The 26,770-nt window shown below is 70.8% G+C and carries 25 protein-coding genes; 11 read left to right on the forward strand and 14 right to left on the reverse strand.

Annotation, left to right across the window (positions count from 1 at the left end; translation table 11 throughout):
* Positions 1 to 47: 47 nt before the first annotated feature.
* From ACIQ5Y_RS23410 to ACIQ5Y_RS23420, 3 genes are all read right to left on the reverse strand, one after another.
* Entirely contained in the window at positions 48 to 242 is a 195-nt protein-coding gene (locus tag ACIQ5Y_RS23410; protein WP_403883615.1) for a CstA-like transporter-associated (seleno)protein, read from the reverse strand.
* Positions 239 to 2,485, reverse strand: coding sequence for a carbon starvation CstA family protein (locus ACIQ5Y_RS23415; RefSeq protein WP_403883618.1), 2,247 nt, complete (start codon positions 2,483 to 2,485; stop codon positions 239 to 241). The genes ACIQ5Y_RS23410 and ACIQ5Y_RS23415 overlap by 4 nt, the downstream gene beginning before the upstream one ends.
* A gap of 97 nt (positions 2,486 to 2,582) precedes the next feature.
* Positions 2,583 to 3,347 carry a GntR family transcriptional regulator gene (locus ACIQ5Y_RS23420; RefSeq protein ID WP_215146782.1) on the reverse strand — a complete coding sequence of 255 codons (765 nt, stop codon included), beginning with the start codon at positions 3,345 to 3,347 and terminating at the stop codon, positions 2,583 to 2,585.
* 288 nt (positions 3,348 to 3,635) lie between these two features.
* Here ACIQ5Y_RS23420 and ACIQ5Y_RS23425 point away from each other — a divergent pair, with 288 nt between their 5' ends.
* The 4 genes from ACIQ5Y_RS23425 to ACIQ5Y_RS23440 all read left to right on the forward strand — a co-directional run bounded on the left by ACIQ5Y_RS23425 (position 3,636) and on the right by ACIQ5Y_RS23440 (position 8,792).
* On the forward strand, positions 3,636 to 4,919 hold the full coding sequence (locus tag ACIQ5Y_RS23425; RefSeq protein WP_403883621.1) for an extracellular solute-binding protein: 1,284 nt from the start codon (positions 3,636 to 3,638) through the stop codon (positions 4,917 to 4,919).
* A 444-nt stretch (positions 4,920 to 5,363) separates the two neighbouring features.
* Positions 5,364 to 6,386 carry a carbohydrate ABC transporter permease gene (locus ACIQ5Y_RS23430; RefSeq protein ID WP_403883624.1) on the forward strand — a complete coding sequence of 341 codons (1,023 nt, stop codon included), beginning with the start codon at positions 5,364 to 5,366 and terminating at the stop codon, positions 6,384 to 6,386.
* On the forward strand, positions 6,383 to 7,285 hold the full coding sequence (locus tag ACIQ5Y_RS23435; protein ID WP_403883627.1) for a carbohydrate ABC transporter permease: 903 nt from the start codon (positions 6,383 to 6,385) through the stop codon (positions 7,283 to 7,285). Before ACIQ5Y_RS23430 ends, ACIQ5Y_RS23435 begins: the two co-directional genes overlap by 4 nt.
* 7 nt (positions 7,286 to 7,292) lie before the next feature.
* A complete protein-coding gene (locus ACIQ5Y_RS23440; protein ID WP_403883630.1) occupies positions 7,293 to 8,792 on the forward strand; it encodes a glycoside hydrolase family 3 protein in 1,500 nt (499 codons plus the stop codon).
* Positions 8,793 to 8,940: 148 nt separating this feature from the next.
* On the opposite strand, the gene nagB is transcribed toward ACIQ5Y_RS23440, so the two are convergent.
* Together nagB and ACIQ5Y_RS23450 are read right to left on the reverse strand one after the other, a co-directional pair.
* Entirely contained in the window at positions 8,941 to 9,726 is a 786-nt protein-coding gene (nagB, locus tag ACIQ5Y_RS23445; RefSeq protein ID WP_403883632.1) for a glucosamine-6-phosphate deaminase, read from the reverse strand.
* Positions 9,727 to 10,048: 322 nt separating this feature from the next.
* The gene (locus ACIQ5Y_RS23450; RefSeq protein ID WP_403883634.1) at positions 10,049 to 10,810 is read right to left on the reverse strand and encodes an SDR family oxidoreductase; all 762 of its coding nucleotides are present in this window, start codon (positions 10,808 to 10,810) and stop codon (positions 10,049 to 10,051) included.
* 84 nt (positions 10,811 to 10,894) lie between these two features.
* Between ACIQ5Y_RS23450 and ACIQ5Y_RS23455 the strand changes: the two genes are divergently transcribed.
* Both ACIQ5Y_RS23455 and ACIQ5Y_RS23460 read left to right on the forward strand, forming a co-directional pair.
* Positions 10,895 to 11,488 (forward strand): TetR/AcrR family transcriptional regulator, encoded by a 594-nt coding sequence (locus ACIQ5Y_RS23455; protein WP_403883637.1) that lies wholly within the window; start codon positions 10,895 to 10,897, stop codon positions 11,486 to 11,488.
* A gap of 361 nt (positions 11,489 to 11,849) precedes the next feature.
* A complete protein-coding gene (locus ACIQ5Y_RS23460) occupies positions 11,850 to 13,319 on the forward strand; it encodes a sensor histidine kinase (protein ID WP_403883787.1) in 1,470 nt (489 codons plus the stop codon).
* 148 nt (positions 13,320 to 13,467) lie between these two features.
* Here the strand turns inward: ACIQ5Y_RS23460 and ACIQ5Y_RS23465 are convergent, their stop codons facing one another.
* Together ACIQ5Y_RS23465 and ACIQ5Y_RS23470 are read right to left on the reverse strand one after the other, a co-directional pair.
* Positions 13,468 to 13,725 carry a WhiB family transcriptional regulator gene (locus tag ACIQ5Y_RS23465; protein WP_003953983.1) on the reverse strand — a complete coding sequence of 86 codons (258 nt, stop codon included), beginning with the start codon at positions 13,723 to 13,725 and terminating at the stop codon, positions 13,468 to 13,470.
* A 323-nt stretch (positions 13,726 to 14,048) separates the two neighbouring features.
* Positions 14,049 to 15,014, reverse strand: a complete 966-nt coding sequence (locus ACIQ5Y_RS23470; protein WP_384584542.1) for a diacylglycerol/lipid kinase family protein — start codon at positions 15,012 to 15,014, stop codon at positions 14,049 to 14,051.
* Between the two features lie 84 nt (positions 15,015 to 15,098).
* On the opposite strand from ACIQ5Y_RS23470, the gene ACIQ5Y_RS23475 reads away from it, so the two are divergent.
* Positions 15,099 to 15,560 (forward strand): hypothetical protein, encoded by a 462-nt coding sequence (locus ACIQ5Y_RS23475; protein WP_403883640.1) that lies wholly within the window; start codon positions 15,099 to 15,101, stop codon positions 15,558 to 15,560.
* 42 nt (positions 15,561 to 15,602) lie between these two features.
* Here ACIQ5Y_RS23475 and ACIQ5Y_RS23480 read toward each other — a convergent pair whose 3' ends face one another.
* The 3 genes from ACIQ5Y_RS23480 to ACIQ5Y_RS23490 all read right to left on the reverse strand — a co-directional run bounded on the left by ACIQ5Y_RS23480 (position 15,603) and on the right by ACIQ5Y_RS23490 (position 17,539).
* Positions 15,603 to 16,658 (reverse strand): SigB/SigF/SigG family RNA polymerase sigma factor, encoded by a 1,056-nt coding sequence (locus ACIQ5Y_RS23480; RefSeq protein ID WP_403883643.1) that lies wholly within the window; start codon positions 16,656 to 16,658, stop codon positions 15,603 to 15,605.
* The gene (locus ACIQ5Y_RS23485; protein ID WP_365165629.1) at positions 16,655 to 17,068 is read right to left on the reverse strand and encodes an anti-sigma regulatory factor; all 414 of its coding nucleotides are present in this window, start codon (positions 17,066 to 17,068) and stop codon (positions 16,655 to 16,657) included. The genes ACIQ5Y_RS23480 and ACIQ5Y_RS23485 overlap by 4 nt, the downstream gene beginning before the upstream one ends.
* A gap of 210 nt (positions 17,069 to 17,278) precedes the next feature.
* Positions 17,279 to 17,539: a UBP-type zinc finger domain-containing protein gene (locus ACIQ5Y_RS23490; protein ID WP_403883647.1), complete on the reverse strand. Its 261-nt coding sequence runs from the start codon at positions 17,537 to 17,539 to the stop codon at positions 17,279 to 17,281.
* 55 nt (positions 17,540 to 17,594) lie between these two features.
* Between ACIQ5Y_RS23490 and ACIQ5Y_RS23495 the strand changes: the two genes are divergently transcribed.
* Positions 17,595 to 19,175 (forward strand): Na+/H+ antiporter, encoded by a 1,581-nt coding sequence (locus ACIQ5Y_RS23495; protein WP_403883650.1) that lies wholly within the window; start codon positions 17,595 to 17,597, stop codon positions 19,173 to 19,175.
* Positions 19,176 to 19,814: 639 nt separating this feature from the next.
* On the opposite strand, the gene ACIQ5Y_RS23500 is transcribed toward ACIQ5Y_RS23495, so the two are convergent.
* The 4 genes from ACIQ5Y_RS23500 to ACIQ5Y_RS23515 form a co-directional block, all read right to left on the reverse strand.
* A complete protein-coding gene (locus tag ACIQ5Y_RS23500; RefSeq protein ID WP_403883652.1) occupies positions 19,815 to 20,708 on the reverse strand; it encodes a 1-aminocyclopropane-1-carboxylate deaminase/D-cysteine desulfhydrase in 894 nt (297 codons plus the stop codon).
* 31 nt (positions 20,709 to 20,739) lie between these two features.
* Positions 20,740 to 21,330 (reverse strand): N-acetylmuramoyl-L-alanine amidase, encoded by a 591-nt coding sequence (locus tag ACIQ5Y_RS23505; RefSeq protein WP_403883655.1) that lies wholly within the window; start codon positions 21,328 to 21,330, stop codon positions 20,740 to 20,742.
* A gap of 110 nt (positions 21,331 to 21,440) precedes the next feature.
* Positions 21,441 to 22,637, reverse strand: coding sequence for a globin domain-containing protein (locus ACIQ5Y_RS23510; protein WP_403883658.1), 1,197 nt, complete (start codon positions 22,635 to 22,637; stop codon positions 21,441 to 21,443).
* A gap of 180 nt (positions 22,638 to 22,817) precedes the next feature.
* Complete coding sequence (locus tag ACIQ5Y_RS23515) at positions 22,818 to 23,273, reverse strand: RrF2 family transcriptional regulator (protein WP_403883662.1); 456 nt, start codon at positions 23,271 to 23,273, stop codon at positions 22,818 to 22,820.
* 216 nt (positions 23,274 to 23,489) lie between these two features.
* Between ACIQ5Y_RS23515 and ACIQ5Y_RS23520 the strand changes: the two genes are divergently transcribed.
* From ACIQ5Y_RS23520 to ACIQ5Y_RS23530, 3 genes are all read left to right on the forward strand, one after another.
* Complete coding sequence (locus ACIQ5Y_RS23520; RefSeq protein WP_403883665.1) at positions 23,490 to 24,896, forward strand: family 2B encapsulin nanocompartment shell protein; 1,407 nt, start codon at positions 23,490 to 23,492, stop codon at positions 24,894 to 24,896.
* A gap of 50 nt (positions 24,897 to 24,946) precedes the next feature.
* Positions 24,947 to 25,993, forward strand: a complete 1,047-nt coding sequence (locus tag ACIQ5Y_RS23525; RefSeq protein WP_403883668.1) for a family 2 encapsulin nanocompartment cargo protein polyprenyl transferase — start codon at positions 24,947 to 24,949, stop codon at positions 25,991 to 25,993.
* Between the two features lie 128 nt (positions 25,994 to 26,121).
* Positions 26,122 to 26,748 carry a GNAT family N-acetyltransferase gene (locus tag ACIQ5Y_RS23530; RefSeq protein ID WP_403883671.1) on the forward strand — a complete coding sequence of 209 codons (627 nt, stop codon included), beginning with the start codon at positions 26,122 to 26,124 and terminating at the stop codon, positions 26,746 to 26,748.
* The last annotated feature ends 22 nt before the right edge of the window (positions 26,749 to 26,770 follow it).

The raw sequence follows: 26,770 nt of genomic DNA on the forward strand, positions 1-26,770 counted from the left end.
ATACGAAGGCCCCGCCGGTCACAACCGGCGGGGCCCGTTCGTACCGCTCAACAGCAGCGGAAGCCCTCCCGGGGGTCCGCCTCGCGGGCGTCCGTGCGGGCGCGTTCGAACTCGCGCCGGGTCGGGACGGCCGCCTGCGGGTCGTGCGAGCGGGCGTGGGCGACGTACCGGTCGTACGCGGCCTCGCCCGAGAACTCCCGTACGAAGTACCGGGCGCGGGCCAGCGCGCCGCGCAGGGTCATGACGCCGCCGGTTCCTTGGCCCGGCCGCCACCCGAGTCCAGGCCCGCCGCGGCGAGCTCGGCCCGCTCGGCGGCGGTCGGGATCAGCCCGGCCGGAGCGATGATCTTCGACTCGCTCCACGGGACCTCGGACAGCCGCACCGAATCCGGGTCGGAGATCGCCTTGAGGCAGGTCCGGGCCGCGTCGGCCAACACGATGATGATCAGCACCGCGAACAGCGCCGACAGCACGCCGTCCACCGTGGCGTTGGTGACCACGGTGTGCATGTCGTCCATGTTCTTGGCGGGCGGCAGCACCTTGCCCGCGTCGATGCCGGCCTGGTACTTGTCGCGCTGCGCGAAGAAGCCGACCTTCACGTCGTCCGAGAAGACCTTCTGGTAACTCGCGGTCAGCGTCACGGCCACGTCCCACGCCAGCGGAACGCCCGTCACCCAGGCCCACTTGAGCCGGCCGGACTTGACCAGCAGCGTGGTGCAGACGGCCAGGGCGACGGCCGCGAGCAGTTGGTTCGCGATGCCGAACAGCGGGAAGAGCTGGTTGATGCCGCCCAGCGGGTCCTTGATGCCGACCCACAGGAAGTAGCCCCAGCCGCCCACGACGACGGCGCTCGCGATCCACACGCCGGGCTTCCAGCTGACGTTCTTGAAGGACTTGTGCACGTTGCCGAGGGTGTCCTGGAGCATGAACCGCCCCACGCGGGTGCCCGCGTCCACGGTCGTCAGGATGAACAGCGCCTCGAACATGATGGCGAAGTGGTACCAGAAGGCCTTCATTCCCGCGCCGCCGATCACGGACGAGAAGATCTCCGACATTCCGAGTGCGAAGGTCGGCGCGCCACCGGTACGGGAGAGCAGGCTCGCCTCCTCGACGTCCTTCGCGGCCTGCGCGAGGGCCTCCGGGCTGATGGCGAAGCCGAAGTGGGTGACCGCCTCCGACGCGCTCTGGACCGTGGTGCCGATGACGCCGCCGGGGGAGTTCACCGCGAAGAACAGACCGGGATCGATGATGGTGGCCGCGATCATCGCCATGATGGCGACGAACGACTCGGTGAGCATCGCGCCGTAGCCGATGACCCGGACCTGGGTCTCCTTCTGGATCATCTTCGGGGTGGTGCCCGAGGAGACCAGCGAGTGGAAGCCGGACAGGGCCCCGCACGCGATGGTGATGAAGACGAAGGGGAACATCGAACCGGCGAAGACCGGGCCGTCGCCGCGGGCCGCGAAGTCGGTGACCGCGGGCATCTTCAGGGTCGGCATGGCGATGACCACGCCCAGCGCCATCAGCGCGATGGTGCCGACCTTCATGAAGGTGGAGAGGTAGTCGCGGGGTGCGAGCAGCATCCACACCGGCAGCACCGAGGCGATGAAGCCGTAGCCGATCATCCAGATGACCAGCGTCTCCTTCTCCAGGGTGAAGGTGGACGCCAGCGAGGACTCGGCGACCCAGCCGCCCGCCACGATGGCCAGGAGCAGCAGCGCGACGCCGATGACGGAGACCTCGGTGACCCGGCCCGGGCGCAGTACGCGCAGGTAGAAGCCCATGAAGAGGGCGATCGGGATGGTCATGCCGATGGAGAAGACGCCCCACGGGGAGTGCGCCAGGGCGTTCACGATGACCAGGCCGAGCACCGCCAGCAGGATGATCATGATGGTGAACACGGCGACCAGGGCGGCGGCTCCGCCGATCGGGCCGATCTCGTCACGGGCCATCTGACCGAGCGAGCGGCCGTCGCGGCGGGTGGAGAAGAACAGCGTGACCATGTCCTGGACGGCGCCGGCGAAGATGACGCCCGCGACGATCCAGATGGTGCCCGGCAGGTAGCCCATCTGCGCGGCGAGCACCGGGCCGACGAGCGGGCCGGCGCCGGCGACGGCGGCGAAGTGGTGGCCGAAGAGCACCCGCCGGTCGGTGGGGTGGAAGTCGACACCGTTGTCGAGGCGTTCGGCGGGGGTGGCCCGGGTGGGGTCCACCTTCAGTACGCGGTTCGCGATGAAACGCGCGTAGAAGCGGTAGCCGATCGCGTACGAGCCGACCGCGGCCGCGAGCAGCCAGGCGGCGGAGATCTCCTCGCCGCGGGAGAGGGCGAGCACGCCCCAGCCGATGGCGCCGACGAGCGCGACGAGCACCCAGACGGCGACGGACTTCGGGGAGGGCGAGCCGGGCGTGGTGCCCGGACTCGCCACGCCCCGTTGTGTCCCTGTTGCTTCCGGTTCAGGCATGACCCTCGTCCCCTCGTCGATCATCTGCGTAAGCGCAGGGAATCTACGGGGGATTGGCCGGTCAGCGTAAGACCCCGTCCGCATAACGGTATGCGGGAGGTCCTCTGCCGGACGGTTCTCGTCAGACGGCGGGGCGCTTCAGCCTGGCGACGAACTTGTAGCGGTCGCCGCGGTACACGGACCGCACCCACTCCACCGGCTCGCCGTCGGCGTCCAGGGAGTGCCGGGAGAGCATCAGCATCGGCAGGCCGACGTCGGTGCCGAGCAGGCCGGCCTCGCGCGGGGTGGCCAGGGAGGTCTCGATGGTCTCCTCGGCCTCGGCCAGGTGCACGTCGTACACCTCGGCCAGGGCGGTGTAGAGCGAGGTGTACTTGGCGAGCGAACGGCGCAGCGCGGGGAAGCGCTTGGCCGAGAGGTGGGTGGTCTCGATGGCCATCGGCTCGCCGCTGGCCAGGCGTAGCCGTTCGATGCGCAGCACCCGCCCGCCGGTGTTGATCTTCAGCAGCCCGGCGAGGGTGTCGTCGGCCGTCACGTAGCCGATGTCCAGGAGCTGGGAGGTCGGTTCCAGGCCCTGGGCGCGCATGTCCTCGGTGTACGAGGTGAGTTGCAGGGCCTGGGAGACCTTGGGCTTGGCGACGAAGGTGCCCTTGCCCTGGATCCGCTCCAGTCGTCCCTCGACGACCAGTTCCTGGAGGGCCTGGCGGACCGTGGTCCGCGAGGTGTCGAACTCGGCCGCGAGCGTGCGCTCCGGCGGGACCGGGGTGCCGGGCGGCAGGGTTTCGGTCATGTCGAGCAAGTGCCGCTTGAGTCGGTAGTACTTGGGTACACGCGCCGTGCGAGTGGCCGCCCCGCCTTCCGGCTCCGTGATCGCCCCTTCGGTGGCCATCGCCGCCCGCCTTCCCGACTCCAGTTTCGCTGCCGTCACCGGCTCCTCCGATATGTGCGGTCACATCGTGACACGTGCGGGGGGACAGGCCTTCTCCCTGTCCAGGTGTCGGTCCGATAACGGACCGACCGCCCGCTCATTAGACCCTTGACACCCCTAAAGGTCTAGGCCAAGCTCCAGCTACTGGTCTACACCAATATGGATCGGATCCCGGCCCCACGGGCAGTACTTGGTACGTCACCGCGGCGGGCGAGGGAAGTTGCAGGCAGCATCCCCGAGGAGGGTGGCGTGAAGCGCAAGCTCATTGCGGCGGTCGGTGTCGCGGGCATGATGGTCGGAGTCGCGGCGTGCGGCAACGGCGGCGACGACAAGGGGAAGGCCGACGCGGGTGGCGCCAAGGAGATCACCGTCTGGGTGATGGACGGCTCCGCGCCCAAGGCCTGGCTCGACGAGGTCAACAAGGAGTTCGCGGCCAAGCACCCCGGCGTCACGGTCAAGGTCGAGGAGCAGAAGTGGAAGGGCATCCAGGAGAAGGTCACCACGGCCCTCTCCGAGAACACCCCTCCGGACGTCCTTGAGCTCGGCAACACCCAGACCGCCGGCTACGCGGTCACCGGCGGTCTCGCCGACCTGACGAAGGACAAGGCCAAGCTCGGCGCGGACGCCTGGGCGAAGGGCATGATGGCCTCGTCCGAGATCGACGGCAAGCTCTACTCCGCTCCGTGGTACGCCGCCAACCGCGTCGTCGTCTACGACAAGAAGGCCTTCGAGAAGGCCGGCGTCACCGCGCCGAAGACCCGCGACGAGTGGGTGGCCGGTCTGGAGAAGCTGAAGGCCTCCGACCCGGCCACGCAGCCGATCTACCTGCCCGGCCAGAGCTGGTACGTCCTCGCCGGCTTCGTCTGGGACGAGGGCGGCGAGCTGGCCGTCAAGGACGGCGGCAAGTGGAAGGGCCAGCTGAGCACCCCGCAGGCCGCGTCCGCGATGGAGTTCTACAAGAAGCTCGCCTCCTTCTCCACCGCCCCCAAGGACAAGGACGAGGCCACCCCGCAGCAGTCCACCGACATCATCCCCAAGGGCGGTGTCGCCTCCTGGATCGGTCTCGGCTGGGAGGCCGCCGGAGCGGAGAAGGCCCTGAAGGACGCGGGCAAGGAGGCCGACTTCGGCTACTTCCCGATCCCGGGCAAGACCGCCGACAAGCCGGGCACCGTATTCCTCGGCGGCTCGAACCTCGCCGTGGCCGAGCGCTCCAAGAACAAGGAGCTCGCCAAGGAGTGGCTGGCCCTCGCCGCCGGCAAGGACCAGATGACCAAGTACGCCGCCGAGACCAAGGGTGCGCTGCTCCCGAACCAGGCGGCCGCGAACTTCGCCACCGCCCCGGGCTCCTTCGCCGAGTCGATGGCCAAGGCCGGTGCCAACGGCAAGATCACCCCGGTCACCGCGGGCTGGGCGAACGTCGAGACCGAGCCGAACCCGATCAAGGAGTTCATGACCAAGGTCCTGAACGGTGAGGACGCCGCCAAGGCGGGCGCGGCAGCGGACGCGGAGATCGCGAAGCGCATCAACCAGTAACACCAGGCGGTACCAGCAGTGAACGCACCGGGGGGTGCGGCGGTCGCCCGGCGGCGCCCGTCGTACCCCCGGTAGCGCATTCCTGAATGAGGCGTCACCGCCCGCTGCGGGGCGGGCGGCGACGCGTAAGTCCCAGTAATTCCGCGAGGAAGCCAAGACTTGACCTCGTTCACCCTGCGAGCAAGGTGAAACCAGGCGGTCACCCGCCGGGTTTTCTGCTTCAGCGCCGATTGCCGTCCCGGTTAAGGCCAGGGACAGGGATCTGCCCAACGGTCTTACATCGGCTCCACAGACGTCACTTCCCGCCGGCCCGGCGGTAGACCGACAGCTGGGCTGCCAGGTCAGGACAACGTAGCGCGGCATCGGCGGGCCGCGACATCACTCACACGAGGGAATGACTCCCCGTCGGCCTGAACGCCCCAGTCTCCACGGAAGAGAATGAAGATGACCGTGCACTCCCGGGGAGCGGCGACCAGCGCTCCAGAGGACGAAGCACTGAAGTCCGCCGGACCGCCGCCGAAGGCGCCCGTCACCGGAGTCGGCCCCGGCCGTACGGCCCCTCGCGGGGGCAGAAAGTCGCTCCCCTCGGGGTGGCTGCCCTACCTCCTGATCGGGCCCGCGGTGCTCAGCCTCGCGACCCTCCTGCTGTACCCGCTGATCAAGAACGTGATCCTGTCCTTCCAGGACATCAACAAGATCGAGTTCATCCAGCGGAAGTACCCGTCCGCGGGGTTCGACAACTACGCGGATCTCCTCGGCGACTCGAACTTCTGGACCGTGGTCGCCAGGAGCTTCGCCTTCACCCTGGCCAACGTCGCGTTGATCATGGCGCTCGGCAGCCTCATCGGCATTCTGCTGAACAGGCTCGGCAAGTGGATGCGCCTGGTCCTGTCGATGGCGCTCGTCATGGCCTGGGCCATGCCGATCGTCGCCTCCGTGCAGGTCTTCAACTGGCTGTTCGACGAGCAGTTCGGCGTCATGAACTGGGTCATGCGCACCATCGGATTCTCCGGCTACGAACAGCACAACTGGTTCGAGACGGGCCTGTCGACCCTGACGATCGTCACCCTCCTGGTGGTCTGGGGCTCCATCCCCTTCGTCGCGCTCAACATGTACGCCGGACTGACCACGGTCGGCGCCGAGCTGTACGAGGCCGCGCGGATGGACGGCGCCAACGGCTGGCAGACCTTCTGGAAGATCGTCTTCCCGAACCTCAAGCCCTTCTTCCTCGTCACCACGTTCCTCGAGGTGATCTGGGTCTTCAAGGCCTTCACCCAGGTCTACGCGATGAACAAGGGCGGCCCCGACCGCGCCTCCGAGATCCTGCCGGTCTTCGCCTACGTCGAGGGCCAGAGCCAGGCCCACTACGGTCTCGCCGCCGCGATCTCCGTCCTGACGATCCTCATCCTCGTGATCGTCATGTCCTTCTACTTCCGCCTGATCCTGAAGCAGGAGGAGGAGCAGTGAGCACGACCACCGCCCCGAAGGCCACCACCTCCCGGCCCGCCGCCCCGCAGCCCACCCAGAAGCTCCGCACCCGCCGCCCGCTGCGCCCCGGAGCCGTCGCCAAGAACCTCGGCGCGCTGCTGCTGGCCCTGGTCTTCGTCTTCCCCGTCTACTGGATGTTCTCCTCGGCGCTCAAGCCGTCCGACCAGATGCTGACGAAGGACCCCGTCTTCGTCTTCACTCCGACGCTGGACAACTTCGCCAAGGCCACCGGGGTCGAGAACTTCTGGACGTACGTCACCAACAGCGTCCTGGTCACCGTCGGCGCCGTCCTGCTGGCCCTGCTCGTCGCCCTCGCCGCGAGCTTCGCCATCGCCCGGATGAAGTTCAGGGGCCGCAAGGGACTCGTCCTCACGGTGATGATGGCCCAGATGGCCCCCTGGGAGGTCATGGTCATCGCGATGTACATGATCGCCCGCGACGGCGAGATGCTGAACAGCCTGCCGCTGCTCACCGCGATCTACTTCGTGATGATCCTCCCCTTCACCATCTGGACCCTGCGCGGCTTCATCGCCGCCGTCCCGGTGACCCTGGAGGAGGCGGCCCAGATCGACGGCTGCACCCGCGGCCAGGCCTTCCGCAAGGTGATCTTCCCGCTGCTGGCCCCCGGCCTGATGTCCACCTCGCTCTTCGGCTTCATCACCGCCTGGAACGAGTTCGCGATGGTTCTGATCCTCAACAAGGACAAGACCGCCCAGACCCTGCCGCTGTGGCTGACCGAGTTCATGACGGCCTTCGGCAACGACTGGGGCGCCACCATGGCCGCGTCCTCGCTCTTCGCGGTCCCCGTCCTGCTGATCTTCGTCTTCCTCCAGCGCAAGGCCGTCGGAGGCATGACCTCCGGCGCCGTGAAGGGATAACGGCACCATGACTGTCCTTGCGCACCACACGACTGCGTCCAATGGAGACGGAGGGCTCACGAGGGACGCCCTCGCGGTCCTCCAGCCCGGCTTCGAGGGCACCACCGCACCCGCCTGGCTGCTGCGCCGGGTCGGCGAAGGCCTCACCGCCGTGGGCCTGTTCGGCCGCAACATCGCCTCGCCCGAGCAGCTCGCCGCGCTCACCGCGCAGTTGCGCGCCGAGCGCGACGACGTCCTCGTCGCCATCGACGAGGAGGGCGGCGACGTCACCCGCCTCGAAGTGCGGGCCGGTTCCTCCTTCCCCGGTAACCTGGCCCTCGGCGCCGTCGACGACACCGCGCTGACCCGCGACGTGGCCCGTGAGCTGGGCCGCCGCCTCGCCGAGTGCGGGGTCAACCTCAACTGGGCCCCGTCCGCGGACGTCAACTCCAACCCGGACAACCCGGTCATCGGCGTGCGGTCCTTCGGCGCCGACACCCACCTCGCCGCCCGGCACACCGCCGCCTACGTCGAGGGGCTCCAGGCCGCCGGCGTCGCCGCCTGCACCAAGCACTTCCCGGGCCACGGCGACACCAGCGTCGACTCGCACCACGCGCTGCCGCGCATCGACGTCGACCTCGACACCCTCGCCGCGCGCGAACTGGTCCCGTTCAAGGCCGCGATGGAAGCCGGCACCAAGGCCGTGATGAGCGCGCACATCCTGGTGCCCGCCCTCGACCCGACCCGCCCGGCCACGCTCAGCCCGCAGATCCTCACCGGCCTGCTGCGCGGGGAGCTCGGCTACGAGGGCCTCATCGTCACCGACGGCATGGAGATGAACGCCATCGCCGGGACGTACGGGATCGAACGCGGCTCCGTGCTCGCCATCGCGGCCGGCGCCGACGCCATCTGCGTCGGCGGGGGGCTCGCCGACGAGGCGACCGTCCTGCGGCTGCGCGACGCGCTGGTCACGGCCGTCCGCGAGGGCACGCTCGCCGAGGAGCGGCTCGCCGACGCCGCGGCCCGGGTGCGCGCGCTCGCCGAGTGGACCCGCCGGGCAGGGGCGGACGCGCGGCAGGAGGGGAGCCGCGCGTCCGGGATCGGCCTGGAGGCCGCCCGCCGGGCCCTCGTGGTCACCGGCGGGAGCAAGCCGCCGACCACCCCGTACGTCGCCACGCTCGCCCCCGTCGCGAACATCGCGGTGGGCGACGAGACCCCGTGGGGCGTGGCAGCGGAGCTGGCCTCGCTGCTCCCGGGCACGGAGGCGGGCGTCTACCCGAAGGGCGCCACGGCCGCGGACGTCCTGACGGCGGCGGGGGAGCGCCCGGTCGTCGCCGTGGTCCGCGACGCGCACCGGCACCCGTGGATGACGCGGGTCCTGGACGAGCTGGTCGCGGCCCGGCCGGACACGGTGGTCGTCGAGATGGGCCTGCCCCGCGCGGAGCCCCGCGGGGCGATGCACATCGCCACGCACGGCGCCTCCCGCGTCTGCGGGCGGGCGGCGGCGGAGGTCATCGCGGGGGTCTGAGCACCGCCGCGGCCCCGGATACGGCCGAGGCCGGGCTCCCACCGCGGGAGCCCGGCCTCGGCCGTACCGGTACCGGCGACATGACGAACGGCCGGGCCCCACCGCCTGTGGGGGCCCGGCCGTTCGCGTTCGTGGGACCTTCGTGGGGCTACAGCCCCTGCCAGGCCGGCTTGTTGGCGTAGGTGTGGCGGAAGTAGTCGGCCAGCTTCAGCTTCGACGCGGCGGCCTCGTCCACGACGACGGTGGCGTGCCGGTGCAGCTGCAGGGCGGAGGCCGGGACCAGCGCGGACAGCGGGCCCTCGACGGTCTGCGCGACGGCCTCGGCCTTGCCCTCGCCGGTGGCGAGGAGGACGAGGTGGCGGGCGTCGAGGATGGTGCCGATGCCCTGGGTGATGACGTGGTGGGGCACCTGGTCTATGTCGTCCTCGAAGAAGCGCGCGTTGTCCACGCGGGTCTGCTCGGTCAGCGTCTTGATCCGGGTGCGGGAGGCGAGGGAGGAGCAGGGCTCGTTGAAGCCGATGTGCCCGTCGGTGCCGATGCCCAGCAGCTGGAGGTCGACGCCGCCGGCCGCGGCGAGTGCCCGGTCGTAGGCCTCGCAGGCGGCGACGATGTCCTCGGCGGAGCCGTCGGGACCCATGAAGGACGACTCGGACAGACCGAGGGGCTCCACCACCTCGCGCAGGACGACGGCCCGGTAGGACTCGGGGTGCCCGGCCGGCAGGCCGACGTACTCGTCGAGCTGGCAGATGCGGGCCTTGGAGGCGTCGACCTCGCCCGCCTTGACCTTGGCGGCGAGGGCCTCGTAGATGGGCAGCGGGGTGGAGCCGGTCGCCACGCCGAGCAGGGCGTCGGGCTTGCGGCGGACCAGGGCGGCCATGGCCTCCGCGATGAGCTCGCCGCCTGCCTTGGCGTTCGGGACGATGACAACTTCCACGCGGGGCCTGCCGATCTGGAGTGCGGTGGTGGTATAGACCAATCTACCAGAACCGGGCCCTTCCCCGCTGGGCTCCGCCCAACTCCCATGGTGATCCGGATCGGGGTCTCCGGCCTCCCGGGGGTCCGGCCGAGGCCGAGGCGCCGCTGCGCGGCACCCTGGGGCTCCGCCCCGGACCCCGCGCCTCAAACGCCGGCGGGGCTGGATTGTCCCGGCCGCGCCTGGCGGACGGCAGATGCCGAATCCAGCCTCTCCGGCGTTTGAGGAGCGGGGTGCGGGGCGGAGCCCCGATCTTTGAGCCGCGCCCGGCGGAGCCCAGAGGCTAGACCAGGGCCAGCTGGAGGCCGCCCGTGGCGTTCAGGTGCTGGCCCGTCATCCAGCGGGAGTCCGGGGAGGCCAGGAACGCCACCACGTCCGCGACCTCCTCCGCCTCGCCGATGCGGTGGAAGACCGACCGGGAGGCAAGGTGGGCCCGGGTCCCCGCGTCCGCGAGGAGGCCCGCGTTCAGGTCGGTCTCCGTGATGCCGGGGCCGACCGAGTTCACCGTGATCCCGCGCGGCGCGAGCTCCGCGGCCAGCGAGCGGGTCAGCGCGTTCGTCGCGCCCTTCGCCGTGACCGTGGCCAGGATCGCCGGCAGTGCCAGGTCCGGGGTGCCCGTGACGTTCACGATCCGGCCGCCGTCCCGCAGCCGCGCCAGCCCGTACTTGATCACGAACAGCGGGGCCTTGGCGTTCAGGGCCAGCGTCCGGTCGTACGTCTCCTCGTCGATCTCCTCGATGCCGGCGAACGCCGCCGAACCCGCGTTGTTGACCAGGATGTCCACCCCCTCCGTGTGCGCGGGATGGGCCTCGTACGCCGCCCACAGCGCCCGCGCGTCCCCCGGCACACCCAGCTCCGCCCGGATCGCGAAGGCCGCCCCGCCGGCCGCCTCGATCGAGGCCACCGTCTCCTTCGCCGCCGCCCCGTCGCGGCCGTAGTGCACCGCGACCAGCGCGCCGTCCCGCGCCAGCCGCTCCGCGACGGCCCGTCCGATACCCCGGCTGCCGCCCGTGACCAGCGCCGTCTTCCCCTTGAGCACGCCCATGACGCGCCCCCCTTCGCATTTCGCTAGTGGTCGCTACAGAAAGGACCGTATCAGATTCACTAACGACCGCTATAGAATCGGCGCATGGTGACAGGACAGCGCGGCAGGCCCCGCTCCTTCGACCGCGACGCCGCCCTCGACAAGGCCATGCTCGCCTTCTGGGAGCGCGGCTACGAGGCGACCTCGATCTCCGACCTGACCACCTCGCTCGGCATCGGCGCGCCCAGCCTCTACGCGGCCTTCGGGGACAAGCGCAAGCTCTTCGACGAGGTCGTGGTGGTCTACGGCCGGCGGTACGCGGACTTCGCGAGCGTGGCCCTGGCCGAGGAGCCCACCGCCCGCGCGGCGGTGGGCCGCATCCTGCGCGAGGCCGCCGAGGTCTACACCGACCCGGCCCATCCGCCGGGCTGCATGGTCATCAGCGCGGCGATCAACACGACGTCGGAAGAGGTCGCCGAGGCCCTGCGCGAACGGCGCAACGCCAACCTGGAACTCTTCGAGCGCCGGATCCGGGCCGACATGGCCGGCGGCGTGCTGCCCGCGGACACGGACGCGCGGGCGCTGGCCCGGTACGCCGGAGTCGTGCTTCAGGGGATGTCCCAGCAGTCGCGCGACGGGGCGAGCCGGGAGGAGCTGGAGGCGGTCGCGGAGCGGGCGCTGCTGGCCTGGCCGGAGTGATCCGCGGGAATTCGCGGGGATTCCTCTGGGCCACGGTGCCCGACGGGACCCTCAGCCCGTCCGGCACCGTAGCCCGGAGTACTTACGGCCGGCGGGTGTGCGGTTCCCGCGGCCGCGGAGAGGCGCCTGCGCGGTCAGGGCAGATCACGCGGCTCGCCTCGATCCGTCCTCCTGTGCGGGGAGGACGGAGGCTTGAAGCAATTGTGGACTAGACCATTCTGTTCTGTCCATCCAATGACGGGGGGATGAACCCGTCGGTTCCTCCAACAGTACGCGGCCCCCGGGCGTTCTGGATACTCCTGAGTACCGTCGTGGGGAAAGTCATGCGGCGTACCCGGGGTACGCTCGCCACGTGCCCTCCATGAACGACCTCGTACGCCAGCACACCGCTCTCGGTGAAACCGACCTGGAGTGGCTCCACCTGCTGGTCTCCGAGTGGCAGCTGCTCTCCGACCTCTCCTTCGCCGACCTCGTGCTGTGGGTGCCCACGCTCGACGGCAGCCGGTACGTCTCGGTCGCGCAGATGCGCCCGAACACCGGCCCCACCTCGTACCAGGACGACATGGTCGGCCACCTGGTGCCGCGCGGCCGCCGCCCGCTGCTCGACGCCGCGCTCGACGAGGGCCGCATCGTGCGCGAGGGCGACCCGGAGTGGCGCGAGGAGGTGCCCGTCCGCGTCGAGTCGATCCCCGTCCGCCGCGAAGGCCGGGTACTCGGAGTGATCGCCCGCAATACCAACCTGCTCACTGTGCGTACACCGAGCCGGCTGGAGCTGACCTACCTCCAGTCCGCCTCGGACCTGGCCCAGATGATCGCGGCGGGCGCCTTCCCCTTCCCCGGCCAGCAGGTCGACATGGACGCCTCCCCGCGCGTCGGTGACGGCCTGATCCGGCTCGACGCTGACGGCGTGGTCACCTACGCCTCCCCGAACGCCCTCTCCGCGTACCACCGGCTCGGCCTCGCCTCCGACCTGGTCGGCCAGCACCTGGGCAACACCACCGCCGAACTCGCCCCCACCCGGGGTCCGGTGGACGAGGCGATCGTGAAGCTCGCCAGCGGCTGGGCCCCCCGGGAGACCGAGGTCGAGGGCAACGGCGGGGTCATCCAGCTGCGGGCGATCCCGCTCAAGCCCAAGGGGACCCGCATCGGCTCCCTGGTGCTCTGCCGCGACGTCACGGAACTGCGCCGTCGCGAACGCGAATTGATCACCAAGGACGCGACCATCCGGGAGATCCACCACCGGGTGAAGAACAACCTCCAGACCGTGGCCGCGCTGCTGCGCCTCCAGTCCCGCCGGATGGATTCCCCGCAGGGCCGCGAGGCCCTCAACGAGGCCGTGCGCCGGGTCGGTTCGATCGCGATCGTGCACGAGACGCTGTCTCAGAACCTGGATGAGCGGGTCGAGTTCGACGAGATCGCCGACCGGGTGATCGCGATGGTCTCGGAGATCTCCCCGGGCAAGGTCGACTGCCGGCGCACCGGCCGCTTCGGAATCCTGGACGCGGAGGTCGCCACTCCGCTGTCGATGGTGCTGACCGAGATCCTTCAGAACGCCCTGGAACACGCCTTCGCCCCGGCCGAACGGGGCACGGTGGAGGTGTCGGCGGTCCGCTCCGGCACCGGCCGTGCGGACGGCCGGCTGCTCATCACCGTGCTCGACGACGGCCGCGGACTGCCCGAGGGGTTCGACCCCCAGCGGGCCGGGAACCTCGGCCTGCAGATCGTACGGACCCTCGTGGAGGGCGAGCTGGGCGGCACCTTCGACATGGTCCCGGCGGAGCCGCACGGCACGAAGGTCGTCCTCGACATCCCCTCCAGCCCGCAGAAGTAGCAGCCGTACCGTCACTCAACGTGACGAGGATCTGCCCCGGACAGCACTGAACCCCGGACCGAATGGTGATCGGTCCGGGGTCCAAGAGCACGTTGCCAAGCGCTTATTCGGGTACTACGCGCTGCACGTCGAGGCTCGAAAGTCGTTGTCAGGCGCTGGCGTTGCGCGCCCGGTTGCGAGCGGCGCGGCGCTTCATCGCGCGGCGCTCGTCCTCGCTGAGACCGCCCCAGACGCCGGAGTCCTGACCGGACTCGAGCGCCCACTGCAGGCACTGCTCCATGACGGGGCAACGGCGGCAGACGGCCTTGGCTTCCTCGATCTGCAGCAGCGCAGGACCGGTGTTGCCGATGGGGAAGAAGAGTTCCGGGTCTTCCTCACGACAAACGGCGTTGTGACGCCAGTCCATGGCTGCTCCATCTCCTTGTATTGCGGGCAGGTTGCTTGTGAATGTGAACGCTTTCACGAATCCCCCCGTGAGGGAAGGTCGACCACCTGGTTTCCCGGGTGATCAATCAGGCATTCGTGAGAGGGGTTCTGGCGCTCTGTGTGGGTGCCGGGTTCTGCGGGCTGTCCCGATCGCCATGAAGAGATTCGCAAACCTCGGACGGGGATACAACCCCTTCCGGAAAGTTTTTTTTGATTCGTCGGTGTCTACTAGGTCACAGCCCTACATCGTGAGGGTGGACCGGCGTGTAAACGTTCGAGTGAAAGGACTTTGGGCCCTTCTACTCACACAATCACACGCAGTGCTCGCCGTACGCCTGCGAACCGAACGCTGGTGCGCAAGCCCAGGTGATCGCCGTCCATCTGGAACGGGAGCGGAACCTTCGAATGCAAGGTGAAGTCGGTCAGATCGTGCAGAGACACCGCGTGCTTGCCGTGTGGACCCCGCTCAGGAGTCGAGGTCAGGAGCTGTGTCGCGTACCGAGCGACCGCCGGAGTTGACAAACGATCCAGCGCCAATACGTCAAGCGCGGTATCGAACGATGCCTCAGGGGAGGCGTAAAGCGGACGATTCCCCAGATATGTCCACGGTGAGGTGTTGCACACTATCGACAGCACCAGATCCGTCACGGGATCGGCTCCCGGGCGCTCCAGCGTGACCGTGCCGTGCCGCCGATTGGGTTCCTCCCAGAACTGGCGCATCAGCTGCCGTACGTAGAGCGCATGCGTCGAACGCTTGCCCCGCTCCCGCTGCTGCTCGACCCGGCCGACCACCCCCGCGTCGAAACCGAAGCCGGCGCAGAACGTGAACCAGCGCGACGGAACCGACTCGTCCTCCGTTCCGGGGGCGCCGGCCGCCAGGCCCAGACCGATCGTCCGCTCGCGCTGCTCCCGCAGTGCGTCCAGCAGGGCACCGGTCGCCTCGACCGCGTCGTTCGGCAGACCGAGTGCGCGTGCGAACACATTGGTCGACCCGCCGGGGACCACCGCCAGCCGGGGCAGGTTGTCCGGATCGGGCCCGTCGTGCAGCAGCCCGTTGACCACCTCGTTGACCGTGCCGTCGCCGCCCAGCGCCACCACGAGGTCGAGCCCCTCGTGCGCGGCCTTGCGCCCCAGGTCCCGGGCGTGCCCCCGGTACTCGGTGGTCACCGCCTCCAGCTTCATCTCGCTGGCCAGGGCATGGGTCAGGACGTCGCGCGTGCGCGCACTGGTGGTCGTCGCTGCTGGGTTGGCCACGAGAAGTGCACGCATGAGCGCCAGCCTACCCACCCCCGCATATGCCGACCCTACTGCCCGTCCCCTCAGGGGTCCGGGGCACGCGGCTACCCTGCTGGGGTGAGTAAGAAGCAGCCCGAGAAGGCCCCCGCCGCCGCAACCGCCGCCGCATCCGCACCCGCCTCCGCGCTGCCCCGGCGGCTGACCGCCGCCGCCGCGCTCACCGCCCTGGAGGGGCTGGCGCTGGCCGGACTCGGCGTCTACATGCTCTTCGTGGGCATCGCGGGAGACCCCGATTCCCCCCAGCAGGCCGAGACCGGCGGGATCACCCTCCTCGTCCTGGCCGCACTGCCGTTGATCGGTGCGCGCGGTCTGCGCCTGGGCCGCCGCTGGAGCCGCGGCCCGGCACTGATCACCCAGCTGATGGCGCTGCCCGTGGCCTACACCCTGTACAGCACGGGCGGCGCGATGATCGCGGCCGCCGTGGCGCTGGCCGTGGCGGCGGTGGCCGTCCTGGTGCTCCTGGTGAACCCCACGGCGACCGAAGCACTCGGCATCGGGCCCGGCGAGCAGGCCCGATAGCCCTCGTACGTCGTACGCCTCGTACTCCTCCCGCTCCCGCTCCTACTCCTCGACGAGGAGCTTGTCGCGAAGCTGCGCCAGGGTGCGGGCCAGCAGACGCGAGACGTGCATCTGGGAGATGCCGACCTCCTGCGCGATCTGCGACTGGGTCATGTTCCCGAAGAACCGGAGCAGCAGGATCCGCTTCTCTCGGGGCGGCAGTCCCTCCAGCAGGGGCTTGAGGGACTCGCGGTACTCGACGCCCTCCAGGGCCTCGTCCTCCGCGCCCAGGGTGTCCGCGACCGCCGGCGACTCGTCGTCGGTGTCCGGGACGTCCAGCGAGAGGGTGCTGTAGGCGTTGGCCGATTCCAGCCCCTCCAGAACCTCCTCCTCGGAGATCCCCAGCCGCTCGGCCAGTTCGTGGACGGTGGGGGAGCGGCCGTGCTGTTGGGACAGTTCCGCGGTGGCCGTCGTCAGTGAGAGCCGCAGCTCCTGGAGGCGCCGGGGAACCCGTACCGCCCAGCCCTTGTCCCGGAAGTGGCGCTTGATCTCGCCGACCACCGTGGGCGTGGCGTACGTGGAGAACTCGACCCCGCGGTCCGGGTCGAACCGGTCCACCGACTTGATCAGGCCGATCGTCGCGACCTGCGTCAGGTCGTCCAGCGGCTCACCGCGGTTGCGGAACCTCCGCGCCAGGTGCTCCACCAGCGGCAGGTGCATCCGCACCAGGCGGTTGCGCAGCTCCGCCTTCTCCGGCGAGCCGTCGGGCAGCGCCCGCAGCTCGATGAAGAGGGCCCGCGCACCGCTGCGGTCGCGCGGGTCCGGCAGCGCCGGCGACACCGGGAGCCCCGGTGCCGGCGCTGCCGGTGTCCCGGCGCCCTCCGGGGCGCCGGGCAGAGCCTCCGGGGGCTTGGCAGCGGCCTCCGGCGGCTGTACTTGATCGTGCTGGTTCTCGCTCATAGGGCCCGCCCGTCGCTCCGCCGAGTCCAAAAAGCCGTCTTCCGCATCCGCTTCAGCCGGGTGCGGCCGGGCGTGCTGCTGTTCAGGGATGCCGCCGTCGACCTCGTGCCGTACCCGGGGCCGATCCCCGCCCCGCACCGGGATCTCCCCGCCGCTCACGCCGGGCCTGGTCCCGCGCCGCGCTGTTTGTAGAGGCTGATGCTCACCGTCCGGTTCTCCTCGACCGTGGCCTCGACCTTGCCGGCCAGCGCCGACAGGACCGTCCACGCGAACGTGTCGCGCTCCGGCGCGCGACCGTCGGTGGTCGGCGCGGACACGGTCACCTCCAGCGAATCCCCGATGAGGCGGAAGACGCAGCTGAGGACGGAGCCCGGCACGGCCTGCTGGAGCAGGATCGCGCAGGCCTCGTCCACCGCGATGCGGAGGTCCTCGATCTCGTCGAGGGTGAAGTCCAAACGTGCCGCGAGGCCAGCCGTGGCCGTTCGCAGCACCGACAGGTAGGCACCCGCAGCGGGCAGCCGGACTTCCACGAAGTCCTGGGTCCCGGGCTCGCCTGCGATCTGGGACACCCTCACCTCCAAGGTGGTACGAGCTCTGTTCGCCGGTGACGCTATCGCGATCCGGGCGATCGTGTCGCGGCACCCCTGTGGCCCCGCTGAACACCCCGGCCGGCCATGCCGCTGCCCAGTGACTGATGGTAAGCCCATGGGTACACACAGTGGCTAGGGGTCTGCGCGGCCCAAATCAGGGGAACCGGCGGAGGGTTGACCTACCCCGCCTCAGACGATCGAACCGTCGACAAAACACCACCGCCAGGTCTCGCCCGGCTCGAAGCTCCGCATCACCGGATGACCGGTCTGTTGGTGGTGCGCCGTCGCATGGCGGTGGGGCGAGGAATCGCAGCAGGCCACGTGCCCGCACGCCAGGCACATCCGGAGCTGGACGGGGTGACTGCCGAGCGCCAGACATTCCGGGCAGGTCTGGGCAGAGGGGATGGGCTCGGGGCGCGGCAGTTCGGCAACGTGGGTGCACTCGCTCATGATGGCCAGCGTACGACCAGGGTGCGGGCGCGCGACGATTGAGGATGGATCTTCGATGGAGGTATTGCCGCTGGTGGCGCTGATCGCGGTCAGCGCCGCCGTGGCCGGGGCGGCCCGCCGCACACCGGTGCCGGCGCCGCTGCTGCTGGTCGCGGTGGGGCTGGTGGCCGCGTACGTCCCGGGCGTGCCCTCGTACGCCCTGGATCCGCACATCGTGCTGCCGCTGCTGCTCCCGCCGCTGCTGTACACGGCCGCCGTCGACAGCTCGTACCTGGACCTGCGGGCGAACATCCGGCCCGTCGCCCTGCTGTCGGTCGGCTACGTGCTCTTCGCGACGCTCGCCGTCGGCTACGCGGCCTACCTGGTGATGCCCGCGCTCTCCCTGCCGGTCGCCCTGGTGCTCGGCGCGGTCATCGCGCCGCCCGACGCGGTCGCCGCCACCGCGATCGCGCGCAAGCTCGGCCTGCCGAACCGGATCACGACCATCCTGCAGGGCGAGTCCCTGGTCAACGACGCCACCGCGATCACCGCGTACAACGTCGCCCTGGCGGCGGCGATCGGCACGAGCGCCGGCTGGGCGGGTGGGATCGCGGAGTTCCTGGTGGCCTCGGTGGGCGGGGTCGGAGTGGGCCTGCTGCTGATGGTGCCGATCCACCAGCTGCGCACCCGGCTCAAGGAGCCGCTGCTCCAGAACACCCTGTCGCTGCTGATCCCCTTCGTGGCGTACGCGGCGGCCGAGCGGGTGCACGCCTCCGGGGTGCTCGCGGTGGTCGTGGTCGCGCTGTACCTCGGGCACCGCAACTGGCAGGTCGACTTCGCGACCCGGCTCCAGGAGGAGGCGGTGTGGAAGGTGATCGCCTTCGTGCTGGAGTCGGTGGTGTTCGCGCTGATCGGGCTCCAACTGCCGGTGGTCCTCAAGGGGCTGGGGGAGTACGAGGGCCTGACCGCGGCCTGGTACGCGATCGCGGTGTTCCTCGCGGTGGTGGTGGCCCGGTTCGTCTGGGTGTTCCCGGCGACCTTCCTTCCCCGGTGGGTGTCGGAGCGGATCCGCTCGCGGGAGACCGACACCGACTGGAAGGCGCCGGTGATCGTGGGCTGGGCCGGGATGCGCGGGGTGGTCTCGCTGGCCATCGCGTTCTCCATCCCGATCACGGTCCCGCACCGCAACCTGATCCTCTTCCTGACCTTCACGACGGTCATCGGCACCCTGGTCGTCCAGGGCCTCACCCTCCCGCCGCTGATCAGGCTGCTGAAGCTGCCCCCGAAGGACGTCCAGGCGGAAACCCTCGCGGAGGCGCAGGCGCAGAGCGAGGCCTCGCGGGCGGCGGAGGAACGCCTGGCCGAGCTCCTGGAACAGCCCGAGAACAGCACCCTGCCGCCACCGCTTGCGGACCGGCTGCGGACGGTGCTGGAGCGGCGGCGCAACGCGGTGTGGGAGCGGCTGGGGGAGGTCAACCCGGAGACGGGGGAGTCGGCGGACGACGTCTACCGGCGCCTCGCCGGAGAGATGATCGAGGCCGAACGGGAGGTCTTCGTGCAGCTGCGCGACCAGCGCCGGATCGACGACGAGATGCTGCGGGCGTTGCTGCGGCGGCTGGACCTGGAGGAGGCCGCCGCCTATCGCGAGCAGGGCTGATCCCTTGCGCGGCGGGTGCGGCGCCGTTCCGGGGGCGCTGGCCCCGCGCCTCTCGCCTCCGGCGGGGCTGGAGGTTGGCTGGTGCCCGCTGTCCGGTGCGGGTCCGTTGCCGGGGCTCCGCCCCGGACCCCGCGCCTCAATCGCCGGCGGGGCTGGAGTTTCCCGGGCCGGGGCCCCGACCCCGAGGCCGCTGCGCGGTGTCCCGGCGGGGCGTCTCCTCGTCCTCGCGCCTGCGGCCGTCGTGAAAGTGCCGAGGGTGGTTGCGCGCTCGTCCTGCGGGGACGCCCCACCGTGCCCCCGCTCCGACAGTCAGGCCAAGACCCCGCCCGGGCGGGGCGGGAGTGTGCTGTTGGGGTGGGGGTCCGCAGGAGGGTCCCCGCAGGACGAGCGCGCAACCGCGCCGAGCTGTCTCGCGGTGCCCGCAGGCGCGAGGACGAGGAGACACTCCGGAGGGCCCCCGCCCCAACCGGGCCGGTCCCGCTCCAGGACACCACCCAGCCCCGCCGGCGTTTGAGGCGCAGGGGCGCGGGGGCGGAGCCCCCGGAACGGCGCCGCACCCGGCAAAACCACGCCACCCCGCCGGAGGCGCGAGGCAGCGCCCCCGGCACGGTGCCGCACCCGGCAAAACCACGCGGCCCGTCACGGCCTTCCCGTGACCACGGCGGCCAGGGTGGTGCCGCGGGGGAAGGCTCCGGACGCGGTGAGGTCGGTCAGGGCCCACAGCAGCTTCGCCACGTAGATCCGCTCCACCGGCAGCACGTGCCGGTACCCGAAGTCCGCGGCGAAGGCCTCCAGCCGCTCCGGCACGCGGGCGTACCCGCCGTGGTCGTACCCCTCGGCCAGACTCCACTCCCCGGCCGGCCCCCCGAACGCGGCCGCCTGGAGTGAACGTATCTCCGCGCCCAGGAACCCGCCCGCCAGCACCGGCACGCCCAGCGCCCGCTGCCCGGGCCCCAGCCCGGCGGCCAGCCCGGCCAGGGTCCCACCGGTCCCACAGGCCACGGCGACCACATCGGCCGCACCCCGCAGTTCACGGCCCAGCTCGGCGCAGCCGTGCAGGGCGAGGACATTGCTCCCGCCCTCCGGAACCACGTACGCGCCCTCCGCCCCGGCCTCGCCCACCAGTCGCGCCAGCACATCCGGCTCGGCCTTGCGCCGGTACTCCGAGCGGGCCACGAAGTGCAGCCGCATCCCGTCGGCCACGCACCGGGCCAGCGAATCGTTCAGCGGCCGCCCGGCCAGCTCGTCCCCGCGCACGATCCCGACGGTCCCCACCCCGAGCAGCCGCCCGGCGGCGGCGGTGGCCCGCAGATGGTTCGAGTACGCCCCGCCGAAAGTGACCAGCGCCCCGTGCCCCGCCTCCACGGCGGCCCGCAGATTCGGCGCGAGCTTGCGCCACTTGTTCCCGGGCAGCTCCGGGTGGACGAGATCGTCCCGCTTGAGCAGCAGCCGCACACCGTGCCGCCCGAACCGCTCGTCACGGATCTCCTGGAGGGGCGAGGGCGGGCGGGGGCGCAGTTCGGGGTGGTCCACCCGTCCATTGTGCGGCGCCCCCGCCCCGGGGTTACTTCAGGCGTTCCGCGATGCGGTCGCGCATGGAGGCCATCGTGAAGCCCTTCGGGTCGATCTTGCCCGGTTGCCATTCCAGGTGGCCGATGACCGAGCGGGACGTCCAGCCGTGGACCCGGCAGAGCGCCGCCGCCGCGCGGGCGATGGCGTCCAGTTGGACCGCCGGCCACGGGTCCTTGCCGTCGCCGAGGTTCTCGCACTCGAAGCCGTAGAAGTGGCGGTTGCCGTCGGTGTCCGCCTCGTTGTCGGGCGGGAGGCGCTTCTCCGCGATGACGGCCGCCAGGACGTCGGAGTCCCCCTTGCCCGCGTGGTTGGCGCGGCCGTAGCCCACCAGGTGGACGCGGCCGTCCTTGGCGATCACGCCGTGGCAGAGGGGGCCGGGGAGGTCCTCGTCGCCTTCGCGGCAGAGCTGGACGGTGTACGGGGTGCCGTGCGTGACGGTGTGGTGGATCATCACCCCGTGGACCGGGCCCCAGGGGCCCTTGTGGTTGCGGTTGTGGGTGCGCCAGGCGCCGACCTCCACGACGGTCAGGCCTTCATGGCGCAATGCGTTGATGAACCGGTCCGCGGACATGGGTGCGGCCATGGCCGCCTCCTTCGTTGCGGTGCTCGACGGACACCCTGTGTGTTCGTCTGATCACGCTACGGTTTAACGGAGGCGACCCTTCCGGCGCTAGGGCGGAATCCGGCCGGCCGTCAGGCGGAAGCCAGCCACATGTCGGGTCCGAACACCTCGTAGTGGATGTCCGAGGCCGGTACGCCCTTGGTGATCAGCTGCTCGCGCACCGCCCGCATGAAGGGCAGCGGGCCGCAGAGGTAGGCCTTGGTGCCGGGGGCGACGGGGACGGCAGCGAGGTCCATCAGGCCGGTGTGGTGGCCGGGTTCGGCCGATTCCTCGTACCAGAAGTGGGCGGCGGCGTCCGCGAGCTTGTGGGTCAGGGCCTGGTGGTCGCCGCGCAGCGGGTGGTCCGCGGGGGAGCGGTCGGCGTGCAGCACGGTGACCGGGGCGGTGTGCCCGGTGTCGGCCAGGTGCTCCAGCATCGAGAGCATCGGGGTGCAGCCGATGCCCGCCGAGGCGAGCAGGACCGGCGCGCCGGAGTCCCGGAGCGTCAGGTCGCCGTACGGGGCCGAGACGCGCAGGGTGTCGCCCGCCCGGACGTGCGCGTGCAGGTGGCCCGAGACCTCGCCGTCGGGGCCCGCGGCGGCCGGCCCGTGTACCCGCTTGACGGTGATGGCGCGGACCGGGGAGCCGGGGGAGGTGGAGAGGCTGTACTGGCGGATCTGGCGGGCTCCGTCGGGGAGTTCGACCTGGACGGAGACGTACTGGCCGGGCAGGTGCGCGGGGGCGGGGGCGCCGTCCGCCGGGGCGAGCCGGAAGGTGGCGCAGTCCGCGGTCTCCTCGGTGCGGGCGGTCACCGTCCACTCGCGCCAGACGTCGCCGGCCAGCACCTGCTGCTCGGCGTACAGGCGCTCCTCGATGGCGATGAGGGCGTTCGCCATCAGCCAGTAGACCTCGTCCCAGGCGGCGGCGACCTCGGGGGTGACGGCATCGCCGAGCACCTCCGCGATGGCCTCGAACAGGTGCTGGTGGACGACCGGGTACTGCTCGCGGGTGACGCCGAGCGAGGCGTGCTTGTGGGCGATCCGGTTCAGCATCACGTCGGGGCGGGTCTCGGGGTGCTCCACGAGGTGGGTGGCGAAGGCCGCGATGGAGCCGGCGAGGGCCTGCTTCTGGAGGCCGGAGTTCTGGTTGCCCCGGTTGAAGAGGTCGCGGATCAGCTCCGGGTGGGCCGCGAACAGCTTCGTGTAGAAGAGCTCCGCTATCTCGCCGATGGCGGCTCCGACGGCGGGCAGGGTGGCTCGTACGGTCGCCGTCGACTTCTCGGAAAGCATTCGGGACTCCTCGCGTGTGGGTGGTGCAGGGTGCGGATGGTGCATTTAATTGGAATCTGAGATGCGTATTTTGCGGCCGAAAAAAGGTCCGCCGCGGTGCGGACCTTCGTTCGAGCTTGCCGTCAGCCTGAGCCTAGGCGGGTCGACGGTGGGCGGAAACCGGCCATCCGACCCTGATCGTCAGAGGCTTTCGGCCCCTGGCGGAGGTCCGCCCGAAATGCCCAGCAACAGAGGCCCCGTCGGGGCCGCGACCAGGTCGTTCACCGTCAGCGGGTCCAGTGTGGCGAAGAAGGCCTCCTGTGCCCGGCGCAGCGCGCCGCGCAGCACGCAGGCGGAGCGCAGCGGGCAGGGGACGGTGCCGTCGCAGTCCACGACGTCGCCCGCGCCCTCCAGGTCGCGGACCACTCCGCCCACCGAGGCCGCCCGCCCGGCGGGGGTCAGGGCGAGTCCGCCGCCACGGCCGCGCCGGGCCTCGACCAGGCCGAGATGCTGCAGTCTGGCGACCACTTTGGCGGTGTGCGTGTACGGGACCCGCATGGTCGCCGCTACATCGCGCGTGGTCGGCAGGTCCGTCTCCGCGACGGCCAGGCGCATCAGGATGCGCAGCGCCAGGTCGGTGAATCGGGTCAGCCTCATGGGTCGACCGTAGAAAACTTGCATCCTCAATGCAAATTAATGGCCGAAAGTGGTGGGGTGTGAGGCGTGCAGGGGGGCGCGTGGGGAGGGGGTGGGCCCCAAAGTGTGCCCCGCCCCCGTACGGAGTAGTCACACCCTTTTGTGTAATGGTCTCATCACGCTACGTACTGCAAGGCTGCACCCCGCAGATCCATGGAGTGATCGAAGGGGAAATTCATGTCGGTCCAGGCAGGTTCCGAATCCGAGACCCAGACGCCGCAGCGCAGTCTCGGGACATCGGCCGCACGGAACTTGGCAACCACGACCAAGTCCGCGCCGCAGATGCAGGAAATCACCTCGCGGTGGCTCCTGAAGATGCTCCCGTGGGTCCCGGTGCAGGGCGGCACCTACCGCGTCAACCGCCGGCTCAGCTACTCCGTCGGCAACGGCATCGTCGAGTTCATCAAGACCGGCACCCAGGTCCAGGTCATCCCCGCCGAGCTCGGCGAACTCCCGCTCCTGCGCGACTACGAGGACGAGGCGGTGCTCACCGAACTCGCCCAGCGCTGCCGCCAGATCGACTTCGAGCCCGGCCAGGAGCTGACCTCCTTCGGCAGCCCCTCGGACCAGGTGTTCCTCCTCGCCCACGGCCGCATCGACCACATCGGCCCCGGCCCCTACGGTGACGACGCCGTCCTGCAGACCGTCGCCGACGGCGCCTTCTTCGGCGAGGACTCGCTCGTCGATGAAGAATCGATTTGGGAGTACACCGCCCGCGCCGCCACCTCCGGCACCGCCCTGGTCCTGACCCGCCAGGACTTCCAGCTGCTCGCCGACCGCGTCGACTCCCTGCGCGCGCACGTGGAGCGCGTACGGACCCTGCCCGAGCAGCGCACCAACAAGTACGGCGAGGCCGCGATCGACCTCTCCGCCGGCCACCGGGGCGAGGCCGTGCTCCCCGGCACCTTCGTCGACTACGAGGCCCACCCGCGCGAGTACGAACTCTCCATCGCGCAGACGGTCCTGCGGGTGCACACGCGCGTCGCCGACCTCTACAACCAGCCGATGAACCAGACCGAGCAGCAGTTGCGGCTCACGGTCGAGGCGCTGCGCGAGCGCCAGGAGCACGAGATGCTCAACAACACCGACTTCGGCCTGCTCCACAACGCCGACTACGACCAGCGCATCCAGCCCCACGACGGCGCGCCCAGCCCCGACGACATGGACCAGCTGCTCAGCATGCGGCGCGGTTCCAAGCTCTTCCTCGCGCACCCCAAGGCGATCGCCGCCTTCGGCCGCGAGTGCAACAAGCGCGGGCTCTACCCCGAATCGGTGGAGATCGACGGCCACCGCGTGCCGTCCTGGCGCGGGGTGCCGATCTTCCCCAGCAGCAAGATCCCGATCAGTGACGCCCGCACCACCTCCATCCTCTGCATGCGCACCGGCGAGGCCGAGCAGGGTGTGATCGGCCTGCACCAGCCGGGCATCCCCGACGAGATCGAGCCGAGCCTGTCGGTCCGCTTCATGGGGATCAGCGAGCAGGCGATCATCTCGTACCTGGTCACCGCCTACTTCTCCGCCGCTGTGCTGGTGCCGGACGCGATCGGCGTCCTGGAGAACGTCGAGATCGGCCGCTGGCGCTGAGCGCGCTGAGCGCGGGGAGCGCGGGAAAGGCCGAGGTCGCGTTGAACGCCATGAGCACAGCCCTGACCGCGGGCGAGGGCCAGGAGGCCGCCGCCCTGCTGGAACGGACGAGGGAAACGGTCAACCCGCAGCTGCGCCGGGCGGTCGAGAGCCTGCCCGGTTCGATGCGGCGGGTGGCGATGTACCACTTCGGCTGGGAGCACGCGGACGGCACGCCCGCCGCGGGCAGCACCGGGAAGGCCATCCGGCCGGCCCTGGTCCTGGCCGCCGCCCAGGCCCTGCGGGGCCCGGACGGGGAGGTGGAGGAGGCCGTACGGGCGGCGGCGGTCGCCGTGGAGCTGGCGCACAACTTCACGCTGCTGCACGACGACGTCATCGACCGGGACGTCCAGCGGCGCGGCCGGTCCACGGCCTGGACCGTCTTCGGGATACCGGACGCGATCATCACGGGTGACGCCATGATGGCGCTCGCGCTGCGGCTGCTCGCCGAGGACCCGCATCCGGCCTCCGCGGAGGCCGCGGCCCGGCTCACGGCCTGCGTCATCGAGCTGTGCGGGGGCCAGCAGGCGGACTGCGCCTTCGAGCAGCGTCCGCACGTCTCGCTCGACGAGTGCCTCACCATGGCCACCGCGAAGACCGGGGCGCTGCTCGGCTGCGCGTGCGCCCTGGGCGCGCTGTACGCCGGGGCCGGGCCGGAGGAGGTCGAGGCGATGGACGCCTTCGGCCGGGAGGCCGGGCTGGCCTTCCAGCTGATCGACGACCTGATCGGCATCTGGGGGGATCCGGGGCACACCGGCAAGCCCGCCGGGGCGGACCTGATCGCCCGCAAGAAGTCCCTCCCGGTCGTCGCCGCCCTCAACTCGGGCACCTCGGCCGGAGAGGAGCTGGCCGCCCTGTACGCGGGCCCCATGACCGGGGACGACGTACGCAGGGCAGCCGAGGCGGTGGAGAAGGCCGGCGGGCGCGACTGGGCGCAGGCCCACGCCGCGGACCGGATGGGCCGGGCGGTGCAGCAGCTGTCCCGGGCGGTCGCGGACCTCGGGGCGGCGGGAGGGCTGCTGGCGCTGGCGGAGTTCGTCACGCGCCGCACGAGGTGAGCACGCGATAGGAGGGCGGGGGAAGGCCTGTTCCGGCACCGTACGGCGCCGGAACGGGCCTTTCCGCGTGCTGGGGCCAACTCTAGGATCCCCCAAGGACGTTGGGACTTGAGCGAAGGGTGTGGCCAGTGGCACTGGAGATACGTCAGGCGGATCGGTCGGACCGGGACGCGGTGGCGCGGCTGCTCGACGAGGCCTTCCGCACCGACCCGGTGAGCGGCTGGGTCTTCCCGGACCCCGCGCACATGGCCGCGGTGCACGGCAAGTTCCTCGGGGTCTTCGTCGACGTGGCGCTCGCCGAGGGCCGTATCGACTACGCCGTGGACGGCTCGGCGGCCGCGCTGTGGCTGCGGATCCCGGCGGGGGAGCCGGAGGGCGAGGACGAGGTCCCGGCGAAGATGCGGGCCGTGGCCGACCCGGACAACGAGCGCTGCGAGCTGGTCGGCCGGCTGACGGGCGCGGTGCACCCCACGGCGGAGGAGCACGAGTACCTGCTGATGATCGCCGTCGCCCCCGGCAGGCAGGGCCAGGGGCTGGGCTCCGCGCTGATGCGCCCGGTGCTGGAACGCTGCGACCGGGAGGGCGTGCCGGCGTACCTGGAGGCGAGCAGCGAGCGCAGCAGGGCGCTCTACGAGCGGCTGGGGTGGGAGTTCACGGGGGAGGCGGTGCGGCTGCCGGACGGGCCGCTGATGTGGCCGATGTGGCGCAAGCCGCAGGCCTGGGTCCGTAAGGGCTTGCGTAACCACTACAGCTGAAGTACTTTACTCGACGTGCCCC

Origin of the sequence: Streptomyces sp. NPDC096339 (genome assembly GCF_044762985.1) — a bacterium.
Lineage (GTDB): Bacteria > Actinomycetota > Actinomycetes > Streptomycetales > Streptomycetaceae > Streptomyces.